Source organism: Bacillus cereus group sp. Bc010 (genome assembly GCF_027716745.1).
Lineage (GTDB): Bacteria > Bacillota > Bacilli > Bacillales > Bacillaceae_G > Bacillus_A > Bacillus_A pacificus.
Window position 1 is genome coordinate 1 of record NZ_JAQFUY010000005.1, and the last position, 25,919, is coordinate 25,919.

Sequence of the window (25,919 nt, forward strand, 5' to 3'; positions counted from 1 at the left end):
AACGTTTAGTCATTCAAGAATCCCACCCGTCAATCCGTAAGGATTAGGGCTTGCGACTTTAGTCGTGGGAGTCTCAATACAATACATAACTATATAGACATAGAAAATATGATTCTACGAAAAGGTGCTATTTCAGCTCAGAAAGATGAACGAGTCATTATTCCAATTAACATGAGAGATGGTTCAATTATTGCGTTTGGTAAAGGTAATCCAGACTGGAACTTTTCTGGTCCGCATGGGGCAGGACGTATCATGAGTCGCAAGAAGGCTAAAGAATTATTGAGTCTAGAGGACTTCCAAAATACGATGACAGAAGTTTGGACTACATCGGTAGTAGAGAGCACAATTGATGAGGCGCCAATGGTATACAAGCCAATGGATGAAATTATCGAAAATACGAAAGAGACAATAGATATAAAGCATATTATTAAGCCATTATATAATTTTAAAGCGAATTAAAATGATAAAAGACCGCACATGAAGTGAAAGTCATGTGCGGTCTTTTATATAAGCAGGGTATTACATCGTCTCGCTAATTTTAGTCTCACTATTAGTGTTAGTAGAAATTCTTTTCTTAACTTTTAAGTGATAATAAGTGTAGCAAAAGATAATAAATGGTACAGTGCAATAGATTCCAAGTCGTTGTTCTGGGATAAAGATTAGACTGATTAATATAATGCCGTACAATCCAAAACCAAGTATTGGTACAAGTGGATAAAGTGGAGTTTTGAACTTTAAGTCTTCTAATTTTCCGCCGTCTGCTACATAATGTTTACGGAAAAAGAATTGAGAGACACAAATTGACATCCAAACAATGATTGTTATGACGCCAGAAATGGAAATGAGCCATAAGTAAACCGTTTCAGCAGCTACAACGCTTGTTAAAAGAGAAAAAGCAGAAATAGCAATTGTCATAATTAAAGCATTCAAAGGTATTCCTCGTGATGATAATTTCTTTAAAAAGGCTGGAGCCATTTCATTTTTTGATAGTGACCAAAGCATGCGAGTTGCTGCGTACAATCCTGAATTGGCGACAGAAAGAACAGCAGTAAGAATAACAAAGTTCATAATATCAGCGGCATATGGAATGCCGATATTATCAAAAACAGCAACGAACGGACTTTTTGTTAATCCTGCTTCTTCCCAAGGAATTAAAGCAACGAGAACAAAGATTGCTAAGACGAAGAAAAACATCGTGCGCCATATAATATTTCTAATAGAACGAGGTAAAGTTTTTGCTGGATCTTCACTTTCACCTGCTGCGATTCCGACAAGTTCTGTACCTTGGAAGGAATAATTGACTGTAACCATTGTTAATAGAATAGCCGCAAGTCCATTTGGGAATAAACCACCATGATTTACGAAATTTGATAATAGCGGAGCTGGTTCGTCGCCTTTTAAATCGATAAAACCGAACATAGCGGCGCCGCCAAGAATAATAAAAGCGATAATGGCAGATACTTTTATACTTGAAAACCAAAATTCTGTTTCTGCATAACTACGAGCAGATAGTGCGTTAATCGTGAAGATTGTAACGCCAAATAGTAAACACCAAACCCAAACAGGAATATCAGGAAACCAGCGCTGCATTGTAATGCCGGCAGTTGTAAATTCAAGACCAGTCGTATTCGCCCAGCTTAACCAATACAACCATCCGATTGTAAAACCAGTTGCAGGATTGATAAACTTAGTGGCATATTCCTGGAATGAACCTGAAACAGGCATGGCTACAGCAAGCTCACCAAGACATAGCATAACGAAATACATTAATAATCCACCAGCAATAAAGGCAAGTACGGAACCACCAGGTCCAGCCTGACTTATAATAAAGCCAGATCCGTTAAATAACCCCGTTCCAATCACACCACCGAGTGCAATCATGAATAAGTGTCTACTTTTCATCGTACGTTTTAATTCATTGTTTGTATTATTTACTTGCGCCGTTGTTTTCCTCACTTTCGTAGTTGATAGAATAAAGTTTGATGTTTTTCCGTATTGTGGAATATATTCTGTGATATGAAATCTTGTTATAATTTTCAGATAATTAAAAAGAAAAGTCAATATTTTTTTGTTTGCGCTTTCAAATTATTGTTCGCAGCATATTTTTATTTTTAGAAAATTGAATAAATGGATTGATTTCATTTCGGATTTTTGTTAAATTGATAGGTAATTGAGCGTACTAATATATTACAAGTGAAGTAGAGGTGAGTTATGGTACAGTCCATTGATCGAGCGATAAGTATTATAAAGTTATTAAATTCTACTAATGAAAAAGAGTATTGGGCCATTTCTGATATAGCGGACAGAACACATCTCCCAGTTAGTACAGTACATAGATTACTTAATTCTCTAATCGAGCATGGGCTAGTTATGCAAATTTCAGAAACGAAACAGTACAAAATTGGACCGATGTGGATGGAAATAGGATTACGACAATTGGAGAAAGTAGACTACAGATCTGTGGCAAGAGAAGTGATGAAGCGATTAGCCTCTGAAGTGGAAGAAAGTGTGTATTTGAACATTCCAAATGGAACACATTCTATTATCATTGAAAGAATTGATAGCCCATTAAAAATTCGAGTTATTGATAATCTAGGGGAACAGATTCCTCTTTCGATTGGTGCCGCAAATAAAACGATGCTTGCCAATATGAAACAGAATGAGATGGAATATATTGTTGAGCAGCTACTTTCTGCTTTACCAGAACAAAAGCAAATTCTTCTTGAGCAAATAAACCAAATAAGAAACGAAGGATATGCTGTCAGTTATGGAGAAAAAACAGAAGGGACAGCTTCAGTAGCTGCACCTATTATCGGATTTAATCATAAAGTAGTAGGAGCATTAAGTGTTGGGTTAATTAGTCATCGCATTAATGATGATCGACTTTCTTTTCTTATTAGTAAGGTGAAACAAGCAGCTCATGAAATATCAATAAAAATCGGCAGTACATCAGAACTATAATTTTGATAACTGTCGTCATTTTTTATTCATATACTGGAATTGATTTTCATAATGCGGAAAAATAGGGGGATATATATGTCAAAGTGGCAATCAAAAGAACAATTGATTCAATTATTAAGCAGTCTTGTTGAAATTCCTAGTATTACAGGTACAGAAGCTGAAGTGATATTGCCAGACTTCGTTGTGGAACAATTATCTGATTTACAGTATTTCAAAGAAAATCCGCACCATTTGCAAAAAAATTCGACGGGGGACGGACGATATTTTGTTACAGCACTAGTAAAGAAAAGCGATCGTACAAAAAATACCGTAATTCTAGTAAGTCACTTTGATGTTGTAGATGTACAGGATTATGGAGTGTGGAAAGAAGATGCATTCAATCCTAAAAAGTTAACGTCTATGTTCTATGCTCATAAAGATGAGCTTCCAGACTATGTACGTGAAGATATAGAACAAGGAGAATGGTTGTTTGGTAGAGGAACAATGGACATGAAATGCGGTCTAGCTTTACAAATGGCAATGATTGAGCAAGCTTGCGAAGGAAAGTTTGATGGGAATGTTCTTTTATTGGCTGTACCAGATGAAGAAGTAAACTCGGTAGGGATGAGAGCTGCTATTCCAAGATTACTAGAATTAGCAAGAGAACATGATTTAGAGTATAAAACGGTACTAAATTCAGAGCCTATGTTTGCAAGACATCCTGGTGATCAAAAGAAATATATTTATACTGGTTCTATTGGTAAGGTGTTACCTGGTTTTCTTTGCTATGGTAAAGAAACACATGTAGGTGAACCTTTTGCAGGCTTAAATGGGAGTTATATGGCTTCATTAATAACAGCAGAATTAGAGTTAAATACAGACCTTTGTGATATTGTAGAAGGGGAAGCGAGTCCTCCGCCAACTAATTTACTTCAAAGGGACTTAAAGGAGGATTACTCTGTACAAATTCCGCATCGTGCAGTCACATTATTTAATTTGTTTTTATTAGAAAAGTCAATGACGGATGTCGTTTCATTGCTACGTCAAAAAGTAACGAAAGTAGCAGAGAAAATAGAAGAGAAATATGAAAAGCAAGCATATCGTTTTTCTAAATATAATCCGTTTATACCGCCTAATATGAAGGTGAATGTATTAACGTATGAAGAGCTTATCGCATATGCAATTGAACAACATGGGCAAGAGAAAATAAATGAAATTCAATCTAGCATTATAAAAAATAGAGAAGAGAAAGATGATCGTGCGGTAACCATTGATTTAGTAGATAAACTAGCTATTTTATGTAAAGAAAAGGCGCCGATGATTGTACTTTTCTTTGCTCCGCCATATTATCCAGCTGTAAGTTCACGCAACAATCCGTTAATTAAAGAAGTAGTTACAGAAATGGAAAAGTATGCAAACCTCAATCATAACATTACATTTGAAAACCAAAACTATTTTGGAGGAATTTCAGATTTGAGCTATGTGGGCTTACAAAATCCATTACATTCAATGAGTTCACTTGTAGACAATATGCCACTATGGGATAAAGGTTACTCAATTCCACTTCAGGAACTAGAAGAGTTTGATGTTCCAGTTTTAAATATGGGGCCGGTAGGAAAAGATGCACATCAATGGACTGAACGTCTAGATGTAAATTACGCATTTGAAACGCTATTAGATATGTTGCCGAAATGCATTGAAAAATTATTAGTTTCTAATAAAATTACACAAGCGTAGTAGGGAAGGGATAAGTGAAGTTATTTTAATATAATTAAAAACTAAAACGGCCAAACTCAAGTATATTCGAGTTTGGCTGTTTATCATGTAGTGCATTTCTAATTACATTCATGTGAATTTATAGTTTTACTTTTTCGTTTGACCAGATAGTTCGACAGACTTTTGTGTACAACGTTGCATAGCTGAAATGATGGCTGTTCGTAAGCCTTTTTCCTCTAAAGTTGCTACAGCTTCTATCGTTGTTCCGCCAGGAGAACAAACCATATCTTTCAATTCACCTGGATGTATTCCTGTTTCTAGTACCATTTTTGCAGAGCCTAATACTGCTTGAGCAGCGAATTTATATGCTTGATTTCTTGGCATGCCATCTAGTACAGCAGCATCTGCCATCGCTTCTATAATCATGTATACGTATGCTGGTGAAGAGCCACTTACAGATGTTACAACATCCATTAACTTTTCACTTACGATCTCTGATTGACCAAAACTATTGAAAATGTTTAGCACATCTTCTAAATCTTTTTCTGTCACCATTTCATTTGGGCATAATGCAGACATTCCTTCTCCAACAAGAGCAGGAGTATTAGGCATTACTCGTACAACTTTTAATTTTTTATTAAAGGCATTTTCAGTACTTTCAATACTTTTACCAGCAGCGATCGTAACGATGATAGCATCGTTTTTTATTACTTCTTTAATTTCGTTAATTACTAATGGGTATAAGTCTGGTTTAATTGATAAAATTAAAATATCAGCATTTTTAGCGACTTCATTGTTGTCGGTAGTTATAGTTATTCCGTACTTTTCACTAGCATTTTCTAAATTCGTCGTGTTTAAATCTGAACACATGATTTTATTTGAAGACACTATCTTTTTGTTTAGCATCCCGCCAATTATAGCCATCCCCATATTTCCGCATCCGATGAATCCAATTTGTTTATCCATAATAATTCAATCTTGCTCCTTTTTAATAAATTATATCATTTCGAAAGTATTATCTTAATATAACAATAACATCTCTGTGCAATATAAAGAAACATTCTAAGAGAATATATTCCTTTTTGCAATACGAAAAGATAAAAAACGATTATATTCAACATTCTGTAAATATATACACTATAATATAAGGTTTATGTTTATAAATATGAGTTGAACTTATATCGATTTGTATTTTCATTCAGTAGGGAAATAATTTCATACAAGTAACTGGCAGCTCTATGTATTTTTAAAAATACCTCTTGACACGAAATCGAACTATATCGCATAATATAAAAAAATTAAACAGTAAATCGTTGAAGGGAAATAGTACATATGTCTTCTTGCGAAAGAGAGTGGAATTCACCGGCTGAAAGATTCCTCGTATAGAATATATCGAACCTATCCCTGAGTCTTAAATGAAAGTTTAGGCGTTCGCCTGCGTTATAGGCGCCAAGTGGATATCTATGTATATCAATTAAGGTGGTACCGCGGAACAATGACCGTTTCGTCCTTTTTATTTTATGAAGGGCGAAGCGGTCATTTTTATTTTGCTCTTAAATAGGCTAGGTGCAGCACTCATTAGAATAGAAATCGCTGCAAGCTGTATGAATAGAAGTGTAATGTATAAAAAACTTTGATTTTAGACTTGGGGGATAAAAAAGTGAAGAAACAGCGAATAGTTGTAAAGATTGGGAGTAGTTCTTTGGCGGATAGTCATGGAGGCATTTCTAAAGAACAACTTTCAGATCATGTTGCCGCATTGGCTCGATTGAAAGAGGAAGGGCATGAAGTTTTATTAATTACATCTGGGGCCGTTGCTGCAGGTTTTTCTGCTCTAGGATATCCGAGCAGACCTGTAACAATTAAAGGGAAACAGGCAGCTGCGGCTGTCGGACAAAGTTTGTTAATGCAGGCATACACGGAGGAATTCCGTAAATATGGTATTGTTACTGCGCAACTTTTACTGACGAGAAGTGATTTTTCTAGAAAAGAACAATATAGTAACGCATACGCTACGTTAGGAGAGTTACTAAACCGTTCTGCTCTTCCAATTATTAATGAAAATGATTCCATCTCTTTAGAGGAGTTAACGTTCGGTGATAATGATATGCTGTCAGCGTTAGTAAGCGGACTTGTTTCGGCGGATATGCTGATGATTTTTACAGATGTGAACGGTTTATATGATAAAAATCCTCAAAAAAATGAGGATGCGAAAAAATATTATTTCCTTCCTGAAGTTACAGAAGAAATTGCTTCTCTTGCTGGAGATGCTGGTTCAAAACTTGGGACTGGCGGTATGAAATCAAAAATTGATGCTGCAAAGACGGCGCTATCTCTTGGGGTAAGTGTATTTATCGGTACAGGACGTGGACAAGAGAAATTTGTTGATGTTTTAAAGGGGAAAGGTGACGGAACGTATGTCGGAAATGCCCCTCAAAAAGAAATGAAGATGAACAAGCAATGGATCGCTTTGCATTCGGTTGTTAGCGGTCAAATTGAAATAGACGCCGGAGCAACTACAGCTATCATTCAGCATGGTAAAAGTCTTCTTCCTGCTGGTGTTACAAATGTGTCAGGATTTTTCAAAGTTGGCGATGTTGTAGAAGTCATGACGCAACAAGGGCGCGTAATTGGAAAAGGACAATGCACATATAGCGCAGAGGAATTAAGAGAGATAAAAGGTATGCAAAGCCAACATATTCAAGCAAGAGGCGAAAGGCATAATTATGAAGTCATCCATAGGGATCATTGGGTTTCACTTTAAGATAATCTTAAAAAGGAGGAAATAAAAATGAATGAAGTGTTGGCAAAGGGGAAACGAGCAAAAGAGGTTGCTAGGGAACTTGTACTAAAATCTATAAATGAAAAAAACGAAGCACTTGTTGCAGTTGCAAATCAATTAATACATGAAACAGCTTATATTTTAGAGGAAAACAAACGGGATATAGAAGAAGGTAAGGCAAAAGGATTTTCTGATTCTCTCCTTGATCGCCTTATGCTGAATGAACAGCGTATTGTTGATATGACAGAAGGGATTAAGCAGCTAATTGAATTACGTGATCCTGTAGGGGAATGTGTAAGTGCATGGGAAAGGCCAAATGGACTATCTATTCAGGAGATGCGTGTACCACTTGGTGTTGTTGGCATGATTTATGAGGCAAGACCGAATGTAACAGTTGATGCTGCTACAATTTGTTTGAAAACAGGAAACACAGTTATATTACGTGGTAGTTCTTCTGCTATTCATTCCAATAAAGCGATCGTTGCTGTTATTCACAGAGCGCTCAAACAAACAAGCTTACCAGAAGAAAGTGTACAGCTTATAGAAGATACAACGCGAGATAGCGCAAAGCAGTTGTTTACAATGAATGATTATCTAGACGTTCTTATTCCAAGAGGTGGTAAACAATTAATTGATACTGTTGTGAAAGAAGCATCTGTTCCAGTACTTGAAACTGGTGCGGGAAATTGTCATATTTTCATTGATGAAACAGCGAATACGCAAATGGCAATTGATATTATTATAAATGCAAAAACGCAGCGACCATCTGTATGTAATGCGATTGAAACGATTGTACTTCATGAGAAGTGGGCACAGCAATATGGTAGCGAGTTGTTCTCTTCTTTGAAGGAAAGAGGCGTGGAGCTACGTGGTGATCAAAAAGCATTGGCATTGGATTCTTCAATTGTACTTGCTTCAGAAGAAGACTGGGGGACAGAATTTTTATCTCTCACGCTAGCAGTTAAAGTAGTTTCTTCTATAGAAGAAGCGATTCATCACATAAATAAGTATGGTTCTATGCATTCCGAAGCGATTATTTCAGAAAACGAGGAAAACGTCAGCAAATTTTTCGTATCTGTTGATGCGGCTGCACTGTATCACAATGCATCAACTCGTTTTACTGATGGATCTGAATTCGGATTCGGAGCAGAAATTGGCATCAGTACACAAAAACTACACGTAAGAGGGCCAATGGGGCTTCCAGCATTAACTTCCACAAAATATATAATTCGTGGTAATGGACAAATTCGAAAATAAAAATAAAAGACACTCAATTTTCGTTTGGGTGTCTTTTATTTTTAAAATTATTTACCATACAAAAAGCCCAACGAGCATAGCGCTTAATAAGGAAACAGCCATTCCGCTCACAAGAAGCTTCCAAACATTTTTACCGATGACTGATGATTTTTCTCCGCCAAATAATGAATTGTAAGTTCCGTAAATCATACCTACTGTACTAAAGTTAGCAAAAGAAGCTAGAAATGTCGTTGCAACCGCAACCGTATGCGGTTGTAACGACTTTAAGTTTGATTTTAAATCCATCATTGCAACAAATTCATTCGTCGTTATTTTGATCCCCATTAGTTCAGCTACATACATGGCATCACTGCCCGATAAACCGAGTAAAAAAGCGAAAGGACTAAAGATAATAGAGAAGATTTTTTGAATTGTTAAACCCGTTACAAAAAATCCTAAAATCCCATTTAAACATGCTGTTAAAGCTACATATCCAATTACCATAGCTAAAATAACGATAACCATATTCATCCCGACTAACATACTGTTGGAAATAGTAGAAAAGAAATCCTTTTTTTCATGTTTGGAAGGTGAATAAACAACATCTTCTTCTTTCGAAACTTCCACAGGATTTAATACATTGGCTAAAATTAATGCGTTAATACAGTTTAATGGGATTGCGCTGAAAATATATGTTGCTGGAACCATTGATAAATAAGCACCAAGAATGGATCCGCTGACGCTACTCATACTCATAATTCCAAAAGTCAGCAGACGATTTTCTTTTAAAACAGATAATTGATCCCGAACAACAGCAAGCGCTTCGGTGTTCCCTAAAAACATCATTTGAATCGAAAAGAAGCTTTCTAACTTTGGTAAACGAGAAATCTTTGAAATAACTGCACCTACTTTATCAATAATCCAAGTTAAGATTCCAAAATAAGAAAGAATATCAAAGAACGTGATAACAAAAATGATAGGAAGTAATGCGCTAAAGAAGAAATCAATTGTTTGATTTTCCATAGCGGAAGGAAATGCAAATCGAATTCCTTCATTCGCACATGCCAGTAGCCAACTAAAAAATGACGCTATTTGATTAATGATAATACTGCCTAGCTTTGTGCCTAACATAAACCACGTAATAAAAAGCTCCAATATGATGAGAATTACAATCGGTCTCCATTTTATATGTTTTTTATTAGGCGAACATAAGAAAACGATTAATATGACAACGAAAACCCCTAACATATTCAATAAGAAATGCATCTCAACAACTCCTTGAAGATTATTATTTGTATATAAAAAAGCTCCTATTCTTTTTAATTTAGAATGAATGTATTTCAAATTATATTTTATTTATTCCAAAAATGTTGAAGGGTAAATTCGATAAAAATAGAATTTAATGTATAGCAAACAAGGAGGGGATAAAAATGGAGGTCTATCACATAACGAGTAGAAAGAGGGAAACTTATCATGTTCAAGTGAAATATTCGATACTTTTCGAATGTGCACTTGGCATTGCAGCAATTACTCATAAGAGGTTAATTGATACACTTGAAAAGAGTCAAAATGAATGGGAAGAAATTAAGAAATCATTAACAGAAGAAATGAGAGAGCACTTACAATTTGTTGAAGAACATAATACGTGGAAAGCATTGCTTCAGTTGTTGTATGAAGGGGATTTTCAGGACTTAGCACAGTTTCATGGTAAAATCGATTCGCTTTCAGAAGTAGATTTGAAATATATATGTTTACCGTTTTTAGGGGAGAAGTATGAAGAGAAAAGACATTTAGCAGCAAGTGGAGATGTAACTGCAATATATGAACTAGAGGAGCTGACACAAGATCATCAGTTTTTCTCTACATATATTCGTTTTATATGTAATGTTGATGTACAAGTGCTGAAACCTCATTTAATCGCTGTAATGACAGGTTGGTATGAGAGTGTTATTCAGAAAGAGGAAGAAGAAATACTTTCTATATTAAAACGAGACTATGAAACAAAGGTTGAAATGAATAAAAAGATGAAACCAGAAGAGTTCGTCGAGTGGGCCACTGGTGGCGTGAACTATATGCCAGAGCCAAGTGTTCATCACGTACTTCTTATTCCGCAAATGACGTACAGACCGTGGAATATTGAGGCCGATATTGAAGATACGAAAGTATTCCATTATCCAGTTGCAAACGAAAGTATTCATCCTGAAGATTCATATGAACCGAATTATTTTTTAGTTCAAAAACATAAAGCTCTTGGAGATGAAGCGAGGTTACGTATTGTAAAAATGTTGTTCGAAAAAGAACGAACATTGCAGGAAATTACAGAAAGACTGCAACTTGGTAAATCGACTGTACACCATCATTTGAAATTGTTACGTGCAGCGAAGTTAGTAGATATACATGACGGGAAATATGTATTGAGAAAGAAAGCAGTACAGTCGTTAGCGAAAGAATTAGATATGTTTTTGAATAGATAATTAACAACGAGAATGTACATAAAGGGAGGAATATAAAAGAAAAGTTGGTGTATGAAATTGAAAAATGTATTGAAAAATGTATTGAAAAATCGTTCGTTCTTTTTCATGTGGATTGGTAGCGCGATTTCAGAATTGGGCGGGGCTTTCGGAACATTATGTAATTCGATTCTTGTTTACGAATTAACAGGATCAAAAACAGCATTAAGCAGTATGTGGCTACTATATTTTATCCCGTCCCTCATACTGCAATTAATCAGCGGCCCATTTATTGATAAATGGAGCCGCAAGTGGATTATGATTTTTTCACAATGGGTGCGAGCTTCCGTTTTCTTGCTACCTTTGGTGATGTTAGTTTCAGGTAGTATAGAAGTTTGGCACATTTATGTTGTTCAAATTGTAGTGGGACTTATTACACCACTTTATACACCTGCAAGTCAAGCAATTACACCGAGCATTGTAGGGAAAGAACAACTTCAAGATGCAAATGCGTACATTGATGGAATGACTCGCCTTATGATGTTTCTTGCACCAGTATTAGGTGGTGTAGTCATTCATTTCATTGGAACAGAACTTACATTATCTTTCGTATGTATTTGTCTATTTGTTAGTGGTGCATTATTACTTTATATGAAAGAAAAGAGAACAACACAATCCATTCGGAAAACGTGGCTAGAACAGTTTCTTCACGGCTTTACATATTTTTTCACAAAACCAGTTATCGTTTGGCTTGGTGTCTTTCTTACTTTCGTACAATTTGGGGTCGGGGTAACGCTTGTTACAAATCTTCCTTATATAAAAGATGAGCTGTCAGCAGGTTATACAGAGTTTGGTTATTTTATGGCTGGTTTCCCGTTTGGCTATGTAATTGGATCTATACTAGTCGGAAAAGTAACATATAAAAGCAGGCGCATACTTATGCTTGGTGGATTGTTTATAGGAGGACTCACATACATTTCTCTAGCGTTCAATCATAGTATAGTAATTGCGGTGTTTATTGAAGTAGTTGCAGGCATTTGTATTTCATTTTTCAATGTTCATAACACAACAATTTGCCAACAAACAGTACCAAACAATATGATAGGACAAGTATTTTCAGTGCGTTTATTTTTCATACGATTCGCTATGCCGTTAGGTGTGTTAGTAGGAGGCATACTAAGTGAAATGTGGGGAGTGAGAGCACTATACTTTATCATTGGTGCGATTATATGTTTCACTTCTTTAATAGGATTATTACTTCCATATTTCAAATTTTTAGATGAGACAGTTGAAGAGAAAACGGCATGATTCAAATAATTAAAACTTTTTAATTGAAAATAATTATCATAATCAACTATAATAGAAGAATAGTAGTATTGTATTACAAAGAGGGAGTGGGATATATGTTTATTGAAACGAAAACATTTACAGTAAAAGAAGGTACATCAAATATAGTTGTAGAACGTTTCACTGGAGAAGGAATTATTGAAAAATTTGAAGGCTTTATCGATTTAAGTGTTCTTGTGAAAAAAGTAAGACGCGGCGACGAAGAAGTTGTCGTTATGATCCGCTGGGAATCTGAAGAAGCGTGGAAAAACTGGGAAACAAGTGAAGAACATTTAGCAGGTCATAGAGCGAGTCGGGGTAAGCCAAAACCAGATCATATCATTAACGTTGATCACGCAGTTTATTATGTGAAATCATCGAAAGCGGCTTATCAACAGTCGTAATATATAAGTAGAGGATACATGTTGTAGATGCTAACATGTATCCTCTTTTTGTAGTAATGGGGGGGAAATGATGGAGAGTTTTTCATTCATTATAAATGAAAAACATAAAAAATTGGTACAAACAATTTTAAATGAATATGTATTTAGAGATAAAGTGAATGGATTGATGCTAATTGGATCTGTCGCAAGAGGCGATGCATATCCTGAATCTGATTTAGACTTCTATATTCTTTTAGAAGACGGACAAAAGAAGAAATTTCATTCTGAAATGAGAGAAGATATTTTAGTTGAATATAAGAGTGCAGATTTTAATCAAATTCAAATAAACTTTAAAAACAATCCGATGGAACTATACTCATTTCTAGAAGGGAAAACTTTGTTTGATAAAAGCGGTGAGTTAAAAAAATTAAAGGAAATAGCTACATATGAATTTGAAAACTATCGAGTTTCTAGCGACAAAGTGAAAGGCATTTCTCATTGGTTGCATAGTTCGCTTATTAAAATTCAATCTGCTTTAAAAGCAAATGATGAGTTAAAAGCTTCATACATAGTTCAAACTTCAACTTGGACATTGTTAGATGGGGTATGGGCTGTTAATAATAAGCCTATACCGCCAGCGGGATCTGTTTTGAAGTATATTGAAACGTTATCTAAAGTACCAACTCATTTTGAAGATTTTATAAATAAACTGTTTTTAGGTGATACGACAGAGCGTACCTCTGCAGCAATTTTCTTAATTGAGTGGGTTTTACACAATTTGAAAAATAAATAATGTGGCTATTTTATATAGGTAAAATAATATTTCGCGTCGAACAGTTTATGGAATTGCAGTCATAAAAAAACGTTCTAGGCTATAGAGAAAAGTATTAGACTATAAAGCATAGTCTTAGACGGAACGCTTGAATATCTTACCTTGCATATTTACGTGTTATGAAAATGAGTCTACATACCCTCTGATTAAAAGGAGATGAGTGAATGAAGTTAAATCATTTGAATTTATGTGTTGATGATTTATTAGAAGCGAGACATTTCTTTGAAACATTTTTTGATTTTCAATTTTTGGAGCAAAAGGGAAAAGCACTAGTAGTAATGAGTGATGAAAGTGGATTTATACTTGTGTTAAGTGACCCAAAAGCATTTAAGGGAAATAAGGAAGTGATGTATCCTGAGGCTTTTCATATTGGTTTTTTAGTGGATACTTCAAATGAAGTTGATCAAGCATATAATCGTTTAGTAGCTGGCGGCATTGAAATAGAAAAGGCACCGTATTCTATGCGAGGTAGTAGTTACGGTTTTTATTTTTCAATGTTTAATGGTTTGTTAATTGAAGTGTCTTGCCTTGACTATAAAGATGGTAAGACACTTCAATAGCATTAACAAGAGTAATTGTTTGAAGATGTAAATTTATTAGCCCCTTATCCGGTATGGAAAGGGGCTTGATCATTTTAAGGGACATAAAAGTAAAAATAAACGAATTTTAGTCAGGAAAAGGGCATGTGAGACAGCTTCTTTATTAATCTATTTGAATTACAAATTCAAGCACAGTTTGATCTTTCCTAAACGGCATATTGAGTTCTTTAAATCGTAAGCTTATTCCAGACAAATTATCAGGAAGGGCAGGAGATATAACGAAATGATGACTAAAATGTCCATCAGTGCTGCCCCCACCTTCTGACCAGCAGTCATATGTATCATCTATTGATAATTGGAAGAAACTATGAGGTTTGTTTTCATTAAAAGCGTCATTCGCCGAATCCCAATCGCTATATAAATAAACTACACTAGCATTTGCATATTGCCGAATAAAAGTTACGGTATACATGATACCTTTATGTTCATACGTTTTAAAAACAGGTATATGTTTTTGGAATTTAGTTGGTTCGACACGAGGTTTAAATTCATTTTCGTCCATCATGGAAGAGAATAGTGAATTTAGATAGTCTGGATAAAATTCGTATTGCTTTGCCCATTTATAAATCGCTTCATCATGTGGAAAACCTGGATCACCACCTGAAAGTTCTTTTCGTTCTTTTAATAGGGCACAAATTTTTTCATCGATAGTATATAATCTTTCATCGTAATAATCGGTAGGGCGTTCAAAACCCATTCGTTTCATAATCATTCCTCCTTTTCTTTATTTTAGCAAATAAGAAAGGACGATATATTTTTTAATGTAAAAATTAAGTGAAAACCTAAAATCATTTATAAATCAAATATTGTAGATTTAAAATGAAGTTTGATAACAAGGTCTATTTTGCAGAGAAATTAATTATGTATAAAATAACAATAATGTATCTTAATGCAAGAAAATCTAGAGAACCAAGCATGTTTCCCATATGGTACAGTACGAAACGATTATAAGTAGTACAGTGATATAAATAGGAGGTTACCACTATGACAGATGTATTTAAAGATATGGCGTTCCAGCTAAAAACGGAACGACTCGACCTGGATATGTGGGAGGAATCCGATGCAGTCTGGCTTAGAAAACTAATTGGTGAACGTGGAGTGGAAATGCCAACCATTGAATCTGTTCGTAGCTCTCTTATCGAAATGCGCAAGAAAGCAATTGAAAATGGTATTTCTCTTCTCACAATTCGTAGACGAGACGAAGGCGATTTCATCGGATACTGTGGCTTAATCATCGGTCGTTCTACGCTTGAAGAGCCGGAGATTGCATACGAATTGTTCAAAAGTGCTCATCGCAAAGGTTATGCGACAGAGGCAGCATCAGCAGTGCTGGAAGCTGCGATTGCTACGGGACGCCATAGACTTTGGTCTACTGTAGGCGCTTGGAATACTGCGTCTTTTCGGGTATTAGAAAAGTTAGGGTTTCATCGGCATCACAGTACTTATGGTGAACGCGGTGAGATTGTTTGGAATGTGCGCGATCTGTAGGTTAAATTCAAAACAATGAAAAATGTAAAAGAAAGCCCATATGTTAGATTCCTCAGTAATCTAACATATGGGCTTTTCTTTTAAATTCAATAGTTTGCTCGTTTGTTTTAATTTTTTACATCTTCGTATAATTCCAGCGCCTCTTTCACATTCAATCCATTTTTCACAATGCCATGTATCGCTTGAATCATGGCAGCAGGATGTTCAGATTGCCATATGTTTCGGCCCATATCTACTCCAATTGCACCTTCTTGTAGTGCATTGTACGTAATGTTTAATGCGTCTTCAATTGAATCTAGTTTTGGCCCACCAGCAATTACGACTGGGGCAGGGCATGTGCTCGTAATTTTTTCGAACCCTTCGCAGTAATACGTTTTAATAATGTCAGCACCCATTTCAACACATACACGGGAAGCAAGTGCTAGAAAGCGAGCTTCACGTTTTTGTAGTTCTTTCGCAACTGCGGTAATGCCGAGTACTGGCAGACCATAATCGTGAGCTTCTGAAACTACGTTTGCGAGATTCGTAACCGTTTGTGTCTCATAGTCGGACCCGACGAAAACAGACACACCTACGCCAATCGCGTTTTGTTTTACTGCTTCTTTTACAGGTGTAACAATTGTCTCATTCGCTAAATCTTTACCGACGACAGTAGCCCCGCCAGATACACGCATAACCATCGGTGTACTGCAGTTTTCAGGAATGCAGGAGCTAAGTACACCACGCGTCAAAAAGAGAGAATCCGTATAAGGAAGTAAGTTTTTAACTGTTTCAAGTGGCTGTTCAAGCCCATGAATTGGTCCTAAAAAGTAGCCGTGATCTATCGCTAACATAACCGCTCTGCCATCAGGTAAAATTGTATTTAATCGATTTTTAAATCCCCAAGTCATTCGAAATCACTCCTTTGTTAATGTTGGATTTTCCGTTTGTACCGTATCTTTATTTGGTAAATGTGGTGACTTTATAAAAACTGCTTTAAAAGGTTTGTCAGAATGGTTAATAAGATAGTGAGATTCATGTGGGCGAACTTGCAGGACATCCCCTTGTTTAATTGGAACTCTTTCGTTATTTACATAGAAATCTATTTCACCTTCTAATGCATAGAATACCTCTTCGCACGTTGTATGATAATGGTTTTGAAACTCTTGCCCAGGCTGAATGACAACAAGGCCTAAATCAATATTCGGCCCTTGTATTAAATATTTCGGCCCATTATCACCGAAGCGATAAGAGAAATCATTTTCATTCGCTTTTAACATACATTTCACTCCTTTATCTCGTATTAACGGGCAGTAAAACTCCCATCTCAAAATTTGTCTGGAGCAAAGAAGATAGGTGGAGATCAACTGCCCGTAAAAGCCTGATTAGTTGAACTTTATGTAATCTGTTACAGTGCACCAGGCGCAATCCACATATGTGAAGTGAGCCCTTTATCAGCTAAAGCGAGCTGACTGTCATACACAGTTTTCCATGTTTCATAGAACTCTTTATATAGTTCGTGATTTTCAGTAACTGGTTCGAATATTTGCTCCCACTGTACAAACTGTTCGGCAGTTTCTTCCATAGATGCATATATGCCAGCGCCAAATCCAGCAGCAATTGCGGTTCCTAAAGCAGCTGCTTCTTTCACAACAGGTACTTTTACAGGAATACCAAGGACGTCTGATAGAATTTGTGGCCATAGTTTTCCTTTAGCGGCACCACCAGCAAAAATAACTTCAGAAGGGAATGTCCCTGTGAGATTTTCTATTAATTTTAAGTTTCCAAGTGTAACGAAGGCTGCATTTTCTTCAATAGCACGGAACAGTTCTTTTTTTCCGCATTTGTCAGCATCTAAACTTAAATTTAAAAAAGAAGGTGCGGCATGACGCCAAGAAATGTAGTTCATAACGTTTGAAAAAGTAGGGATAATGCCATGTGAACCGACAGGTACGTCTTTCGCTTGTTCTTCTAGTAATTCATAAGCATCTACACCGAGTTTGTCAGCAAGTTTCTTTTCCTCTTGGCAAAAAGCGTCTCGAAACCAGCGCATAACGAGTCCTGGGAAAAAGGCAATCGTTTCATATTGCCATAGATTAGATACGACGTGACAGTTTATACGAATCGCAGCTTGTGGATCTGGTATTGGCTCAGTAACATTCACTTCTTGTTGCCAAAAACTACCTCCGCATATTAATGTTTGATTCGGTTTCACGACTCCAGTTCCGAGCGATGCCATTTGAGCATCTCCGCCCCCGGCTACGACAGGAATCCCTTCACGTAATCCAGTTAATGCTGCACACTCTTTTGTAACGTTGCCAATTACTGTACCAGCTTCATTTACTGTTGGTGAAAATGGTAAAGATAGACCGCACTCCTTAGCGACATCGTTATCCCACACTCTATTTTGTAAATCAAAAATACCTGACGTGCATCCGTTTGAGGGATCAATTTGCAGTACGCCGCTTAGTTTATATAAAATCCAATCGTTTAACATTGTAAAAGAGTGAATAGTATTATAGACGTCGGGTTCATGTTTTTTAATCCAAAGTAGGCGGGGTAAAGCACCTAATGAAAAAGTTTGACCAGACTTTGTATATAAATCTTTTTCAAGATGTGACCGAATTTCTTTTAGCTCACTAACTTCAGCGGATGCACGCCCATCAACATTTGCGCAAGCCCAAATTTCTTGCCCATTTTTATCATATAAAACAAAACCTTCTCGCATACTAGTAGCGCTAATAGCTTGAATGGAAGAGGGCGAGATATTACTTCTTTGTAAAACTTCTTTCGCGCATTGTTGTACTAACTTCCAGTTTTCTATTACATCAAAATTCATAGAACCTGGGTAACGAGGATCTGTATTATGAACCCATTCTTTTTGACTGACAGCAATTTGATTACCTAGTAAATCAAAAAGAACAGCTCGAATGCTTCCTGTACCAGCATCAAAAGCTAATAAATGAGACATTAACAATCACCATCCTTTCGTAATAAGGAGAGGGCCGTTTCCTCATCGGTAATTAATGTATGAATAAACTTGCCTTTTAAGGCACCATAAATTGCGTCTATCTTTTCTGTACCTCCAGCAACACCGACGACATGATTCATATTGCGCAAGATAGAGAGAGGCGTGCCAATTAGACGATTGTGATGCGAGAGCTCTAGCAAATCGCCATTTGTATTATAAAACTGTCCTAAAATATCGCCAGCACCGTTTTGACTACGAATATATGTCATTTCACGTAGTGTTAATTTTTCTTCCTTTACAATCGTAGCGTCTTGAGATAATCCGCCAATACCGACAACTGCTGTATGTGCAAGTGAAGCGACATGAAGCATATCTTTTACACTCGGTTCTGATAAAATACTTTGTGCCATTTCGGTTGTAGACGCTAGAAACGGCGTAGGGATAATGTGAAGATCACCTTGCATGTAGTGTAAATAGTTTTGTTTTCTCGAGAGATAGTGATTTACTCCGCCTGTTAACGTGACGATTGAAAGATTAATAGAAGTCTCAAAATGAATGTTTTCTAGCATTTTGCTAATTGTTTCTCCCCATCCAATACCGAGTAAATCGCCTTGCTGGAGATGAGTTTCTAAATATTGTGCAGCAGCTTTTCCAAGAGAAGCGTGATAATTGTTTACTGGGGTCGGGATAATAAAAGCATCTTTTAAGTGGAATTTTTTCATTAAGTCACGCTCAATACTTAAACAGTGCAAACCAGTCCCTTTTACGTGAAATGTAACGATACCTTCATTTCGCGCCTTATCTAATAACCGGACGACTTTATTTCTTGAAATATGAAGAAGTGAAGCGATCTCCTGTTGTGTTAATTGGTCTTTATAATAGTACCAAGCGACTTTAGTTAATAAATTCTCTTCAAAGTTCAGCTGAGTCATACTCTTCATCCCTTTCAACAATTGACCACTGCTTAAACATATGTGCCATATATTTTGTTTATTCCAGTTGAAACGATGAATAGTATGTAGAAAAAATTGTTCTAGATATGAAAAAAGGAATATACAATGCTACAAAACAAGTAGAACAAATAATCATTTTCTCAAAAAATGTTCTGGATAAAGGCAGGTGATATCAAGTGGAGAACGTACCTTTATTACAAGTAAATAAAATGAGTAAGGCGTTTTCAAATCAACTGGTATTAAAAGAAGTGAACTTACAAGTAGAGCGCGGAGATATATACGCTTTAGTTGGGGGAAATGGCGCAGGGAAATCAACATTAATGAAAATATTAACGGGGTTATATTCGTATGATGATGGAGAAATGTATGTAAAAGGAACGAAGCAACAGTTTTCAAATCCGTCAGAAGCACACCGAAAAGGTATTTATTTAATACCGCAAGAACCGCTCATTTTTCCGCATATGACTATTAAAGAAAATATATGTATCGGGTTAACAGAAAAGAAAAAGAAATTAAGAGTACAGATTGAGCAATTGATTAACAGTCTAGGGTGGGATATTAACCTTAATGAACTAGGAGGATCATTATCGATTGCGCAACAACAGTTAGTAGAAATTGTTAGAGGATTAATACGAGAAGCTGAGATTCTTATTTTAGATGAGCCAACATCGACATTAACAACTCACGAAATTAAGAGTCTTTTTGTGTTGATGAAAAGTTTACAAGAAAAAGGAATTGGGATGATTTATATTACGCATCGCTTTCCAGAAATCTTTGAAATTGCCAACAAAGTAGCAATACTACGTGATGGAATGATTGTAAGCCAAGGTGACGTATGTGACTATACATATGACATGCTGATGGAGGGGCTGTTGCCAAAAGGGTATAAACAGAAAGAGAAAATAGAAGTAGTTCAAGAGACAGCAAGGACGAAAAAAATATTAGAAGTGATCGATATAACGAGCCACGCATTCAAAAATATATCATTCACTGTACATGCGGGTGAGATTGTAGGTGTTGCTGGCATTATAGGATCTGGCAGGACTGAATTAGCAGAAGCGATATTTGGATTGAAAACTATAAAATCAGGGTCTATCTTATTAGAGGGGAAATCAATTGATGCGTGTTCTTTGCATAAAAGGCTAGAAAAGGGACTGGTTTATGTCCCAGAGGATAGGGCGAGGAATGGCATTTTCTCAATTGCTTCTGTTAAAGAAAATATTGCAGCAGCAAATTTACAGCAAAATAATCGCTTTTTTATAAATCAAGAAAAAGAAAGCGCTTTAGTTAATTCATTTATAGAACAGTTCCGAATTGTTGTACAGAATATGAATGAAGAACTAGTATCTTTATCAGGAGGTAATCAGCAGAAGGTCGTGCTTGCGAAATATCTCGCATGTAATCCTAAAATTATTATTCTTGATGAACCGACTCGAGGAATTGATGCGAAAGCAAGGATTGAAGTGTATGAGACGATAGAAAAAATGAAAAGGGAAGGACTCGCAATATTATTAATCTCTTCCGATGTTGAAGAAATTGTGCAATTAGTAAACCGTGTATATGTAATGCGAAATGGGCGATTTGTTTCTTATATGGAAAAAGAACAACTAAGTGTGAATGAAGTTACACGCCTTGCACACGGAGGTGTAGCGGAATGAAACGCATGTTAAAAATGCATGAAACGTCTATCATACTGTTACTACTAATGTATATAGCTATTGTAGGAATAATAAACCCTAGTTTTATTCAATTTAACTCGTTATCTTTACTGATAAAATCAAGCGTTATTTTAGTCATGCTAGCAATTGGCCAATCGTTCGTCTTATTTACGAAAAATATAGATGTATCAGTTGGTTCAATTATGGGATTAAGCGCAGCAGTTTGCGGAATGTTGTTAACGGATGGATATCATGCATCTTTGTCCATACTTGCTGCTATTTTACTTGGCGCTATTCTCGGTTTTATAAATGGAATTGGTGTTGCGAAGTTTCGGGTACCGGCCATTATTATGACATTAGGTATGTTAGGGGTCATTAGAGGTGCGATGTTAATCTTTACAGGTGGAAAGTGGATTGAAGATATACCAAACGATTTTAAGCAACTGTCATCGATCGTCATACTTGGTTTGCCGATTATTGTATGGATTGTTCTTATTATTTTACTACTACTATACTTCTTTTTAAGGAAAGTGCCATTTGGAAGATACTTTTATGCGGTAGGTGATAATGAAGATGGCGCGAGACTTATTGGTATACCTGTTAATAAAGTGAAGATATATGCGTTTATAATTTCAGGCATAAGTGCTGCGCTCGCTGGTTGCATATTTGTTATGAATATCGGATTCGTTCCAAATCAAACAGGAACTGGGATAGAACTACAGGTTATCGCAGCTGCTGTACTAGGAGGAGTTCATTTAAAAGGAGGAACGGGTTCTATAGTTGGAGCTGCATTAGGAGCGATATTTTTAGAGGCGATAAGCAGCTCACTCGTCTTTTTAAAAATACCAGCATTTTGGAATAATGCTATTTCAGGTTTCTTATTATTGCTAATCGTCATATTAGATAGCGTTATGAAAAAGTGGAAGGCAGAAAGGAGGATGAATCTATGAAGTATGTATACAGATGGGAAGGTGTTCTAATCGTATTACTTCTTTTAGAATTCATTCTCTTTAGTTTTATAAATAGTGATTTCTTAAATATTAGTAATCTCCTTTTTAGTACAAATGATTTCCTATTTATCGCAATTGCGGCGATACCAATGACTTTCGTTATAGTAACAGGAGGAATTGATGTATCGGTCGGCTCCATAATGGGTCTCACTTCGATCTTAATCGGTGTACTTTGGTTGAACGGAATACCTATTTTGTTTGCTGTCATAATTGCCCTAATAATTAGTTGTTTAGCAGGCGCTTTAAACGGACTTATTATAAAAATGACAGATGTAGAACCACTAGTTGTTACACTCGGAACGATGTTTTTATACGGAGGAATTGCACTCGTCATTTCAGGAGGGGCAGGTGCTTCTGGGTATGAAGGAATAAGTGGTTTACCTGACACATTTGTACAACTGGCAAACGGTAGTTTTATAGGAATACCGAATTTATTATGGTTACTAATTATATTGATGATTTTATGCACGATATTGTTTCATCGCACCATATATGGGCGCCACGTAAAATTAACAGGTGCGAACGAAAATGCAGCCAAATACACCGGGATTAAAACAAAAAAAGTAGTCATCATCGCTTACATACTTTCCGGGTTAGGAGGTGGATTAGGAGGTGCTTTCTTAACCGCGTATTTTGGTTCCGCACGTGCTGATATGGGAAGTGAAATAATATTACCAATCATTACAGCAGTCGTGTTAGGCGGGACACTTATTACAGGCGGAAAAGGAAGTATTATCGGTACTGTACTTGCGAGTATTTTTATAGGACTCATGCAGTATGGTTTGCAAATGACGGGTTTAACAAATGAACAATCTAACGTAGTTATTGGGATTATTCTTATTATTTCAGTTATTATGAGACATTTCAAATTACATCAATTCTTAGCGGAGAAAAGAAGGAATTTGCATAAGGGGGAAATGTCATGAAGAAAAAACTGGGGATTGTATTCATTGTATGCATTATTTGTTTAATCGGTTTAATCGCTTGCTCTAGTCAAACCGCAGATAAGAAAAAAGCTGATGATGTGAAATTTGCATTTATCCCAAAACTAACTGGAGTTGGCTTCTTTACATCAGGTGGTGAAGGAGCAAAAGAGATGGGAGATAAGTTAGGCGTACAAGTGAAATACGATGGACCATCTGAAGCGAGTGTTTCTGGGCAAGTAAAATATATAAACAATTTCATTAACCAAAACTATGATGCACTTATGGTCTCTTCTACGTCAGTAGATGGTTTATCACAATCATTGCAACGTGCTAAGAAAAAAGGCATGACGGTGTTAACATGGGATTCTGATGTCAATCCGAAAGACCGTTCCTTTTATATAAGCCAAGGAACACCGGATCAACTTGCTAACTTATTAATTGAAATGACTTCTAAGCAAATTGGAGATAAAGGAAAAGTAGCCTTCTTTTACTCTAGTCCAACAGTAACGGATCAAAACCAATGGGTAACGAAAGCGAAAGAAATTATTAAAAAGAAATATCCGAACTGGGAAATTGTAACGACGCAGTACGGTGAAAATAATGCACAAAAGTCTTTGTCGGTAGGGGAGAATATTTTAAAAACGTATCCAGATATTAATGCAGTCATTTGTCCGGATGCAACGGCACTTCCAGCAATGGCACAAGCAGCTGAAAATTTAAAAATGGATAAAAAAGTAGTCGTAACTGGCTTCTCTACACCAAACGTGATGCGTGATTACGTAAAACGAGGAACAGTAGCGCAATTTGGTTTATGGGATGTCAAACAACAAGGTGCACTCGCAACGTATGTTGCAAATGAAATTGTTGTAAAAGGGAAGAAGTTAAAAGTGGGGTATAGCTTCGAAGTAAAAGGAATTGGAAAAGTAAAAGTAGAGCCAAACTCCATTCAAGGATATGACTATGAGGCAGAAGGGAACGGAATTATCGTACTACCAGAACGAGTCGTATTTACGAAGGATAATATTGATAAATATAATTTCTAGTAACGAAAAAACGTCCGAATGTATCGGACGTTTTTTTTCTTTATTAGTTATGAACTGTTTCTTTTTCATTTAATCCAAGGGTACGACCTGTAGAAGTGTGAAGGTCTTGGAATAATCTTGGATTTTCTGTTAATGAAATGCCGTAAGAAGGAATCATTTCTTTTATTTTTCCTTCCCATTCTACCATTCGGCTTGGGAAACATTTTTCTAATACTTCAAGCATAACATGAACGGCAGTAGAAGCACCCGGTGATGCACCTAGTAACGCCGCGATTGATCCATCAGCCGCACTAACAACTTCAGTACCGAATTGAAGTGTTCCTTTACCGCCAGCGTCAGTATCTTTAATTACTTGTACACGCTGACCAGCAACTACAATATCCCAATCTTCACTTTTTGCGTTCGGAATGAATTCGCGTAATTCTTCCATACGTTTCTCGTGTGATAACATAACTTGTTGAATTAAGTATTTTGTTAATCCCATTTCTTTTACACCAGCAGCTAGCATTGTTAAGACGTTATTCGGTTTTACAGAACCGATTAAGTCAAGGTTTGAGCCAGTTTTTAAGAACTTAGGAGAGAACCCTGCGAACGGTCCAAATAGTAAAGCTTTTTTATTGTCTATATATCTCGTATCAAGGTGAGGTACAGACATTGGCGGAGCGCCAACTTTAGCTTTACCGTATACTTTTGCATGATGTTGCTCTACAACTTTTTGGTTTTTACATACCATAAATAGTCCACTTACTGGGAATCCACCGATATGTTTTGATTCAGGAATACCAGTCTTTTGTAGTAGAGGTAGACTACCGCCGCCGCCGCCGATAAAGACGAATTTTGCAGTATGATGCTCGATTTTACCACTATTCATATCGTGTACTTTTACTTCCCACAAACCATTCTTCGTGCGTTTAATATTTTCGACACTATGTTTGTAGTTTAGCTCGACATCTTTCGTTTTTAAGTAATCAAACAGCATACGTGTTAATGCACCGAAGTTAACATCAGTTCCAGAGTCAATCTTCGTTGCAGCCATCGGTTCATTAGATGTACGACCTTCCATAATGAGTGGAAGCCATTTTTTTAATGTTTCAGGAGCATCGGAAAATTCCATTCCTTGAAACAGTGGATTTTTTGAAAGCGCTTCAAAACGGTTTTTTAGAAACTGAACATTTTTTTCACCTTGTACTAAACTCATATGAGGTAGAGGCATAATGAAATCTTGTGGATTACGAATTAATTTGCTTTTTACAAGATATGCCCAAAATTGTCTTGAAAGCTGGAATTGCTCATTCACTTTTACAGCCTTACTAATATCTATAGATCCGTCAGATTTTTCGGAAGTATAGTTCAGTTCGCATAGTGCAGAATGCCCTGTACCTGCATTATTCCATTCGTTAGAGCTTTCTTCCCCGGCACTTGCAAGTTTTTCAAAAACTTTAATTTCCCATTCAGGTGCTAATTCTTTTAGTAATGAGCCCAACGTTGCACTCATAATTCCTGCACCAATTAAGATAACGTCTGTTTTTTGCTGCATGTTGCTCATGATAATCTCTCCATCCCCTATATTGGCAAAAAAGAGTAGGTGTTTTCTATGTCTAAGCCGTAAAAGAGAAACACCGCCTAG

23 protein-coding genes, 1 pseudogene and 1 other annotated feature are annotated in these 25,919 nt (G+C 36.3%); of the genes and pseudogenes, 15 read left to right on the forward strand and 9 right to left on the reverse strand.

What is annotated here, in order from left to right:
- Nucleotides 1–78: 78 nt before the first annotated feature.
- A pseudogene (locus tag PDQ68_RS08320) lies at nucleotides 79–459 on the forward strand (RtcB family protein); the annotation flags it as partial.
- 60 nt (nucleotides 460–519) lie between these two features.
- Here PDQ68_RS08320 and PDQ68_RS08325 read toward each other — a convergent pair.
- On the reverse strand, nucleotides 520–1,902 hold the full coding sequence (locus tag PDQ68_RS08325) for an amino acid permease (protein ID WP_061182898.1): 1,383 nt from the start codon (nucleotides 1,900–1,902) through the stop codon (nucleotides 520–522).
- Between the two features lie 309 nt (nucleotides 1,903–2,211).
- On the opposite strand from PDQ68_RS08325, the gene PDQ68_RS08330 reads away from it, so the two are divergent.
- Nucleotides 2,212–2,961 carry an IclR family transcriptional regulator gene (locus tag PDQ68_RS08330; protein ID WP_000250762.1) on the forward strand — a complete coding sequence of 250 codons (750 nt, stop codon included), beginning with the start codon at nucleotides 2,212–2,214 and terminating at the stop codon, nucleotides 2,959–2,961.
- A 75-nt stretch (nucleotides 2,962–3,036) separates the two neighbouring features.
- Nucleotides 3,037–4,677, forward strand: coding sequence for a M20/M25/M40 family metallo-hydrolase (locus PDQ68_RS08335; RefSeq protein WP_016717816.1), 1,641 nt, complete (start codon nucleotides 3,037–3,039; stop codon nucleotides 4,675–4,677).
- Between the two features lie 126 nt (nucleotides 4,678–4,803).
- Here the strand turns inward: PDQ68_RS08335 and proC are convergent, their stop codons facing one another.
- Nucleotides 4,804–5,622, reverse strand: coding sequence for a pyrroline-5-carboxylate reductase (proC, locus tag PDQ68_RS08340; RefSeq protein WP_000360707.1), 819 nt, complete (start codon nucleotides 5,620–5,622; stop codon nucleotides 4,804–4,806).
- A gap of 338 nt (nucleotides 5,623–5,960) precedes the next feature.
- Nucleotides 5,961–6,171 (forward strand) — a binding site (T-box leader).
- Nucleotides 6,172–6,316: 145 nt separating this feature from the next.
- Here proC and proB point away from each other — a divergent pair.
- Nucleotides 6,317–7,420 (forward strand): glutamate 5-kinase, encoded by a 1,104-nt coding sequence (gene proB / locus PDQ68_RS08345; RefSeq protein WP_000744724.1) that lies wholly within the window; start codon nucleotides 6,317–6,319, stop codon nucleotides 7,418–7,420.
- Nucleotides 7,421–7,447: 27 nt separating this feature from the next.
- Nucleotides 7,448–8,695, forward strand: coding sequence for a glutamate-5-semialdehyde dehydrogenase (locus PDQ68_RS08350; RefSeq protein WP_061182883.1), 1,248 nt, complete (start codon nucleotides 7,448–7,450; stop codon nucleotides 8,693–8,695).
- Between the two features lie 51 nt (nucleotides 8,696–8,746).
- On the opposite strand, the gene PDQ68_RS08355 is transcribed toward PDQ68_RS08350, so the two are convergent.
- On the reverse strand, nucleotides 8,747–9,940 hold the full coding sequence (locus tag PDQ68_RS08355; protein WP_061182884.1) for a NupC/NupG family nucleoside CNT transporter: 1,194 nt from the start codon (nucleotides 9,938–9,940) through the stop codon (nucleotides 8,747–8,749).
- A 164-nt stretch (nucleotides 9,941–10,104) separates the two neighbouring features.
- Here PDQ68_RS08355 and PDQ68_RS08360 point away from each other — a divergent pair, with 164 nt between their 5' ends.
- From PDQ68_RS08360 to PDQ68_RS08380, 5 genes are all read left to right on the forward strand, one after another.
- On the forward strand, nucleotides 10,105–11,148 hold the full coding sequence (locus PDQ68_RS08360) for an ArsR/SmtB family transcription factor (protein ID WP_061182885.1): 1,044 nt from the start codon (nucleotides 10,105–10,107) through the stop codon (nucleotides 11,146–11,148).
- Nucleotides 11,149–11,199: 51 nt separating this feature from the next.
- Nucleotides 11,200–12,432, forward strand: coding sequence for an MFS transporter (locus tag PDQ68_RS08365; protein ID WP_080444095.1), 1,233 nt, complete (start codon nucleotides 11,200–11,202; stop codon nucleotides 12,430–12,432).
- Nucleotides 12,433–12,527: 95 nt separating this feature from the next.
- Nucleotides 12,528–12,854 carry a heme-degrading monooxygenase HmoA gene (gene hmoA / locus PDQ68_RS08370; protein ID WP_000469503.1) on the forward strand — a complete coding sequence of 109 codons (327 nt, stop codon included), beginning with the start codon at nucleotides 12,528–12,530 and terminating at the stop codon, nucleotides 12,852–12,854.
- Between the two features lie 67 nt (nucleotides 12,855–12,921).
- The gene (locus PDQ68_RS08375) at nucleotides 12,922–13,626 is read left to right on the forward strand and encodes a nucleotidyltransferase family protein (RefSeq protein ID WP_061182886.1); all 705 of its coding nucleotides are present in this window, start codon (nucleotides 12,922–12,924) and stop codon (nucleotides 13,624–13,626) included.
- A gap of 203 nt (nucleotides 13,627–13,829) precedes the next feature.
- Entirely contained in the window at nucleotides 13,830–14,225 is a 396-nt protein-coding gene (locus tag PDQ68_RS08380) for a VOC family protein (protein ID WP_061182887.1), read from the forward strand.
- A 142-nt stretch (nucleotides 14,226–14,367) separates the two neighbouring features.
- Here PDQ68_RS08380 and PDQ68_RS08385 read toward each other — a convergent pair whose 3' ends face one another.
- On the reverse strand, nucleotides 14,368–14,970 hold the full coding sequence (locus PDQ68_RS08385) for a hypothetical protein (protein ID WP_061182888.1): 603 nt from the start codon (nucleotides 14,968–14,970) through the stop codon (nucleotides 14,368–14,370).
- Nucleotides 14,971–15,248: 278 nt separating this feature from the next.
- Between PDQ68_RS08385 and PDQ68_RS08390 the strand changes: the two genes are divergently transcribed.
- Nucleotides 15,249–15,752: a GNAT family N-acetyltransferase gene (locus tag PDQ68_RS08390; protein ID WP_061182889.1), complete on the forward strand. Its 504-nt coding sequence runs from the start codon at nucleotides 15,249–15,251 to the stop codon at nucleotides 15,750–15,752.
- A gap of 107 nt (nucleotides 15,753–15,859) precedes the next feature.
- Here PDQ68_RS08390 and lsrF read toward each other — a convergent pair whose 3' ends face one another.
- The 4 genes from lsrF to PDQ68_RS08410 all read right to left on the reverse strand — a co-directional run bounded on the left by lsrF (nucleotide 15,860) and on the right by PDQ68_RS08410 (nucleotide 19,634).
- Nucleotides 15,860–16,642 carry a 3-hydroxy-5-phosphonooxypentane-2,4-dione thiolase gene (lsrF, locus tag PDQ68_RS08395; RefSeq protein WP_061182890.1) on the reverse strand — a complete coding sequence of 261 codons (783 nt, stop codon included), beginning with the start codon at nucleotides 16,640–16,642 and terminating at the stop codon, nucleotides 15,860–15,862.
- Nucleotides 16,643–16,648: 6 nt separating this feature from the next.
- On the reverse strand, nucleotides 16,649–17,011 hold the full coding sequence (locus PDQ68_RS08400) for a cupin domain-containing protein (protein WP_000909986.1): 363 nt from the start codon (nucleotides 17,009–17,011) through the stop codon (nucleotides 16,649–16,651).
- 128 nt (nucleotides 17,012–17,139) lie between these two features.
- Nucleotides 17,140–18,702 (reverse strand): autoinducer-2 kinase, encoded by a 1,563-nt coding sequence (gene lsrK / locus PDQ68_RS08405; protein WP_016717806.1) that lies wholly within the window; start codon nucleotides 18,700–18,702, stop codon nucleotides 17,140–17,142.
- Entirely contained in the window at nucleotides 18,702–19,634 is a 933-nt protein-coding gene (locus PDQ68_RS08410) for a sugar-binding transcriptional regulator (protein ID WP_061182891.1), read from the reverse strand. The genes lsrK and PDQ68_RS08410 overlap by 1 nt, the downstream gene beginning before the upstream one ends.
- A gap of 197 nt (nucleotides 19,635–19,831) precedes the next feature.
- Between PDQ68_RS08410 and PDQ68_RS08415 the strand changes: the two genes are divergently transcribed.
- The 4 genes from PDQ68_RS08415 to lsrB are packed head-to-tail and all read left to right on the forward strand — an operon-like array spanning nucleotide 19,832 to nucleotide 24,292.
- Complete coding sequence (locus PDQ68_RS08415) at nucleotides 19,832–21,313, forward strand: sugar ABC transporter ATP-binding protein (protein WP_061182892.1); 1,482 nt, start codon at nucleotides 19,832–19,834, stop codon at nucleotides 21,311–21,313.
- Nucleotides 21,310–22,263 carry an ABC transporter permease subunit gene (locus tag PDQ68_RS08420; RefSeq protein WP_061182893.1) on the forward strand — a complete coding sequence of 318 codons (954 nt, stop codon included), beginning with the start codon at nucleotides 21,310–21,312 and terminating at the stop codon, nucleotides 22,261–22,263. Before PDQ68_RS08415 ends, PDQ68_RS08420 begins: the two co-directional genes overlap by 4 nt.
- On the forward strand, nucleotides 22,260–23,249 hold the full coding sequence (locus PDQ68_RS08425; protein WP_016717802.1) for an ABC transporter permease subunit: 990 nt from the start codon (nucleotides 22,260–22,262) through the stop codon (nucleotides 23,247–23,249). The genes PDQ68_RS08420 and PDQ68_RS08425 overlap by 4 nt, the downstream gene beginning before the upstream one ends.
- Nucleotides 23,246–24,292, forward strand: coding sequence for an autoinducer 2 ABC transporter substrate-binding protein LsrB (gene lsrB / locus PDQ68_RS08430; protein WP_061182894.1), 1,047 nt, complete (start codon nucleotides 23,246–23,248; stop codon nucleotides 24,290–24,292). Before PDQ68_RS08425 ends, lsrB begins: the two co-directional genes overlap by 4 nt.
- Before the next feature lie 43 nt (nucleotides 24,293–24,335).
- On the opposite strand, the gene PDQ68_RS08435 is transcribed toward lsrB, so the two are convergent.
- On the reverse strand, nucleotides 24,336–25,838 hold the full coding sequence (locus PDQ68_RS08435; RefSeq protein ID WP_000069165.1) for a malate:quinone oxidoreductase: 1,503 nt from the start codon (nucleotides 25,836–25,838) through the stop codon (nucleotides 24,336–24,338).
- Nucleotides 25,839–25,919: the final 81 nt, after the last annotated feature.

Excerpts from the sequence above, each read along its gene's own strand:
- PDQ68_RS08325 (WP_061182898.1), bottom strand. The coding sequence starts at position 1,902 with ATGAAAAGTAGACACTTATTCATGATTGCACTCGGTGGTGTGATTGGA.
- PDQ68_RS08330 (WP_000250762.1), top strand. The coding sequence starts at position 2,212 with ATGGTACAGTCCATTGATCGAGCGATAAGTATTATAAAGTTATTAAAT.
- PDQ68_RS08335 (WP_016717816.1), top strand. The coding sequence starts at position 3,037 with ATGTCAAAGTGGCAATCAAAAGAACAATTGATTCAATTATTAAGCAGT.
- proC (WP_000360707.1), bottom strand. The coding sequence starts at position 5,622 with ATGGATAAACAAATTGGATTCATCGGATGCGGAAATATGGGGATGGCT.
- PDQ68_RS08350 (WP_061182883.1), top strand. The coding sequence starts at position 7,448 with ATGAATGAAGTGTTGGCAAAGGGGAAACGAGCAAAAGAGGTTGCTAGG.
- PDQ68_RS08355 (WP_061182884.1), bottom strand. The coding sequence starts at position 9,940 with ATGCATTTCTTATTGAATATGTTAGGGGTTTTCGTTGTCATATTAATC.
- PDQ68_RS08360 (WP_061182885.1), top strand. The coding sequence starts at position 10,105 with ATGGAGGTCTATCACATAACGAGTAGAAAGAGGGAAACTTATCATGTT.
- PDQ68_RS08365 (WP_080444095.1), top strand. The coding sequence starts at position 11,200 with ATGAAATTGAAAAATGTATTGAAAAATGTATTGAAAAATCGTTCGTTC.
- hmoA (WP_000469503.1), top strand. The coding sequence starts at position 12,528 with ATGTTTATTGAAACGAAAACATTTACAGTAAAAGAAGGTACATCAAAT.
- PDQ68_RS08375 (WP_061182886.1), top strand. The coding sequence starts at position 12,922 with ATGATGGAGAGTTTTTCATTCATTATAAATGAAAAACATAAAAAATTG.
- PDQ68_RS08380 (WP_061182887.1), top strand. The coding sequence starts at position 13,830 with ATGAAGTTAAATCATTTGAATTTATGTGTTGATGATTTATTAGAAGCG.
- PDQ68_RS08385 (WP_061182888.1), bottom strand. The coding sequence starts at position 14,970 with ATGAAACGAATGGGTTTTGAACGCCCTACCGATTATTACGATGAAAGA.
- PDQ68_RS08390 (WP_061182889.1), top strand. The coding sequence starts at position 15,249 with ATGACAGATGTATTTAAAGATATGGCGTTCCAGCTAAAAACGGAACGA.
- lsrF (WP_061182890.1), bottom strand. The coding sequence starts at position 16,642 with ATGACTTGGGGATTTAAAAATCGATTAAATACAATTTTACCTGATGGC.
- PDQ68_RS08400 (WP_000909986.1), bottom strand. The coding sequence starts at position 17,011 with ATGTTAAAAGCGAATGAAAATGATTTCTCTTATCGCTTCGGTGATAAT.
- lsrK (WP_016717806.1), bottom strand. The coding sequence starts at position 18,702 with ATGTCTCATTTATTAGCTTTTGATGCTGGTACAGGAAGCATTCGAGCT.
- PDQ68_RS08410 (WP_061182891.1), bottom strand. The coding sequence starts at position 19,634 with ATGACTCAGCTGAACTTTGAAGAGAATTTATTAACTAAAGTCGCTTGG.
- PDQ68_RS08420 (WP_061182893.1), top strand. The coding sequence starts at position 21,310 with ATGAAACGCATGTTAAAAATGCATGAAACGTCTATCATACTGTTACTA.
- PDQ68_RS08425 (WP_016717802.1), top strand. The coding sequence starts at position 22,260 with ATGAAGTATGTATACAGATGGGAAGGTGTTCTAATCGTATTACTTCTT.
- lsrB (WP_061182894.1), top strand. The coding sequence starts at position 23,246 with ATGAAGAAAAAACTGGGGATTGTATTCATTGTATGCATTATTTGTTTA.
- PDQ68_RS08435 (WP_000069165.1), bottom strand. The coding sequence starts at position 25,838 with ATGAGCAACATGCAGCAAAAAACAGACGTTATCTTAATTGGTGCAGGA.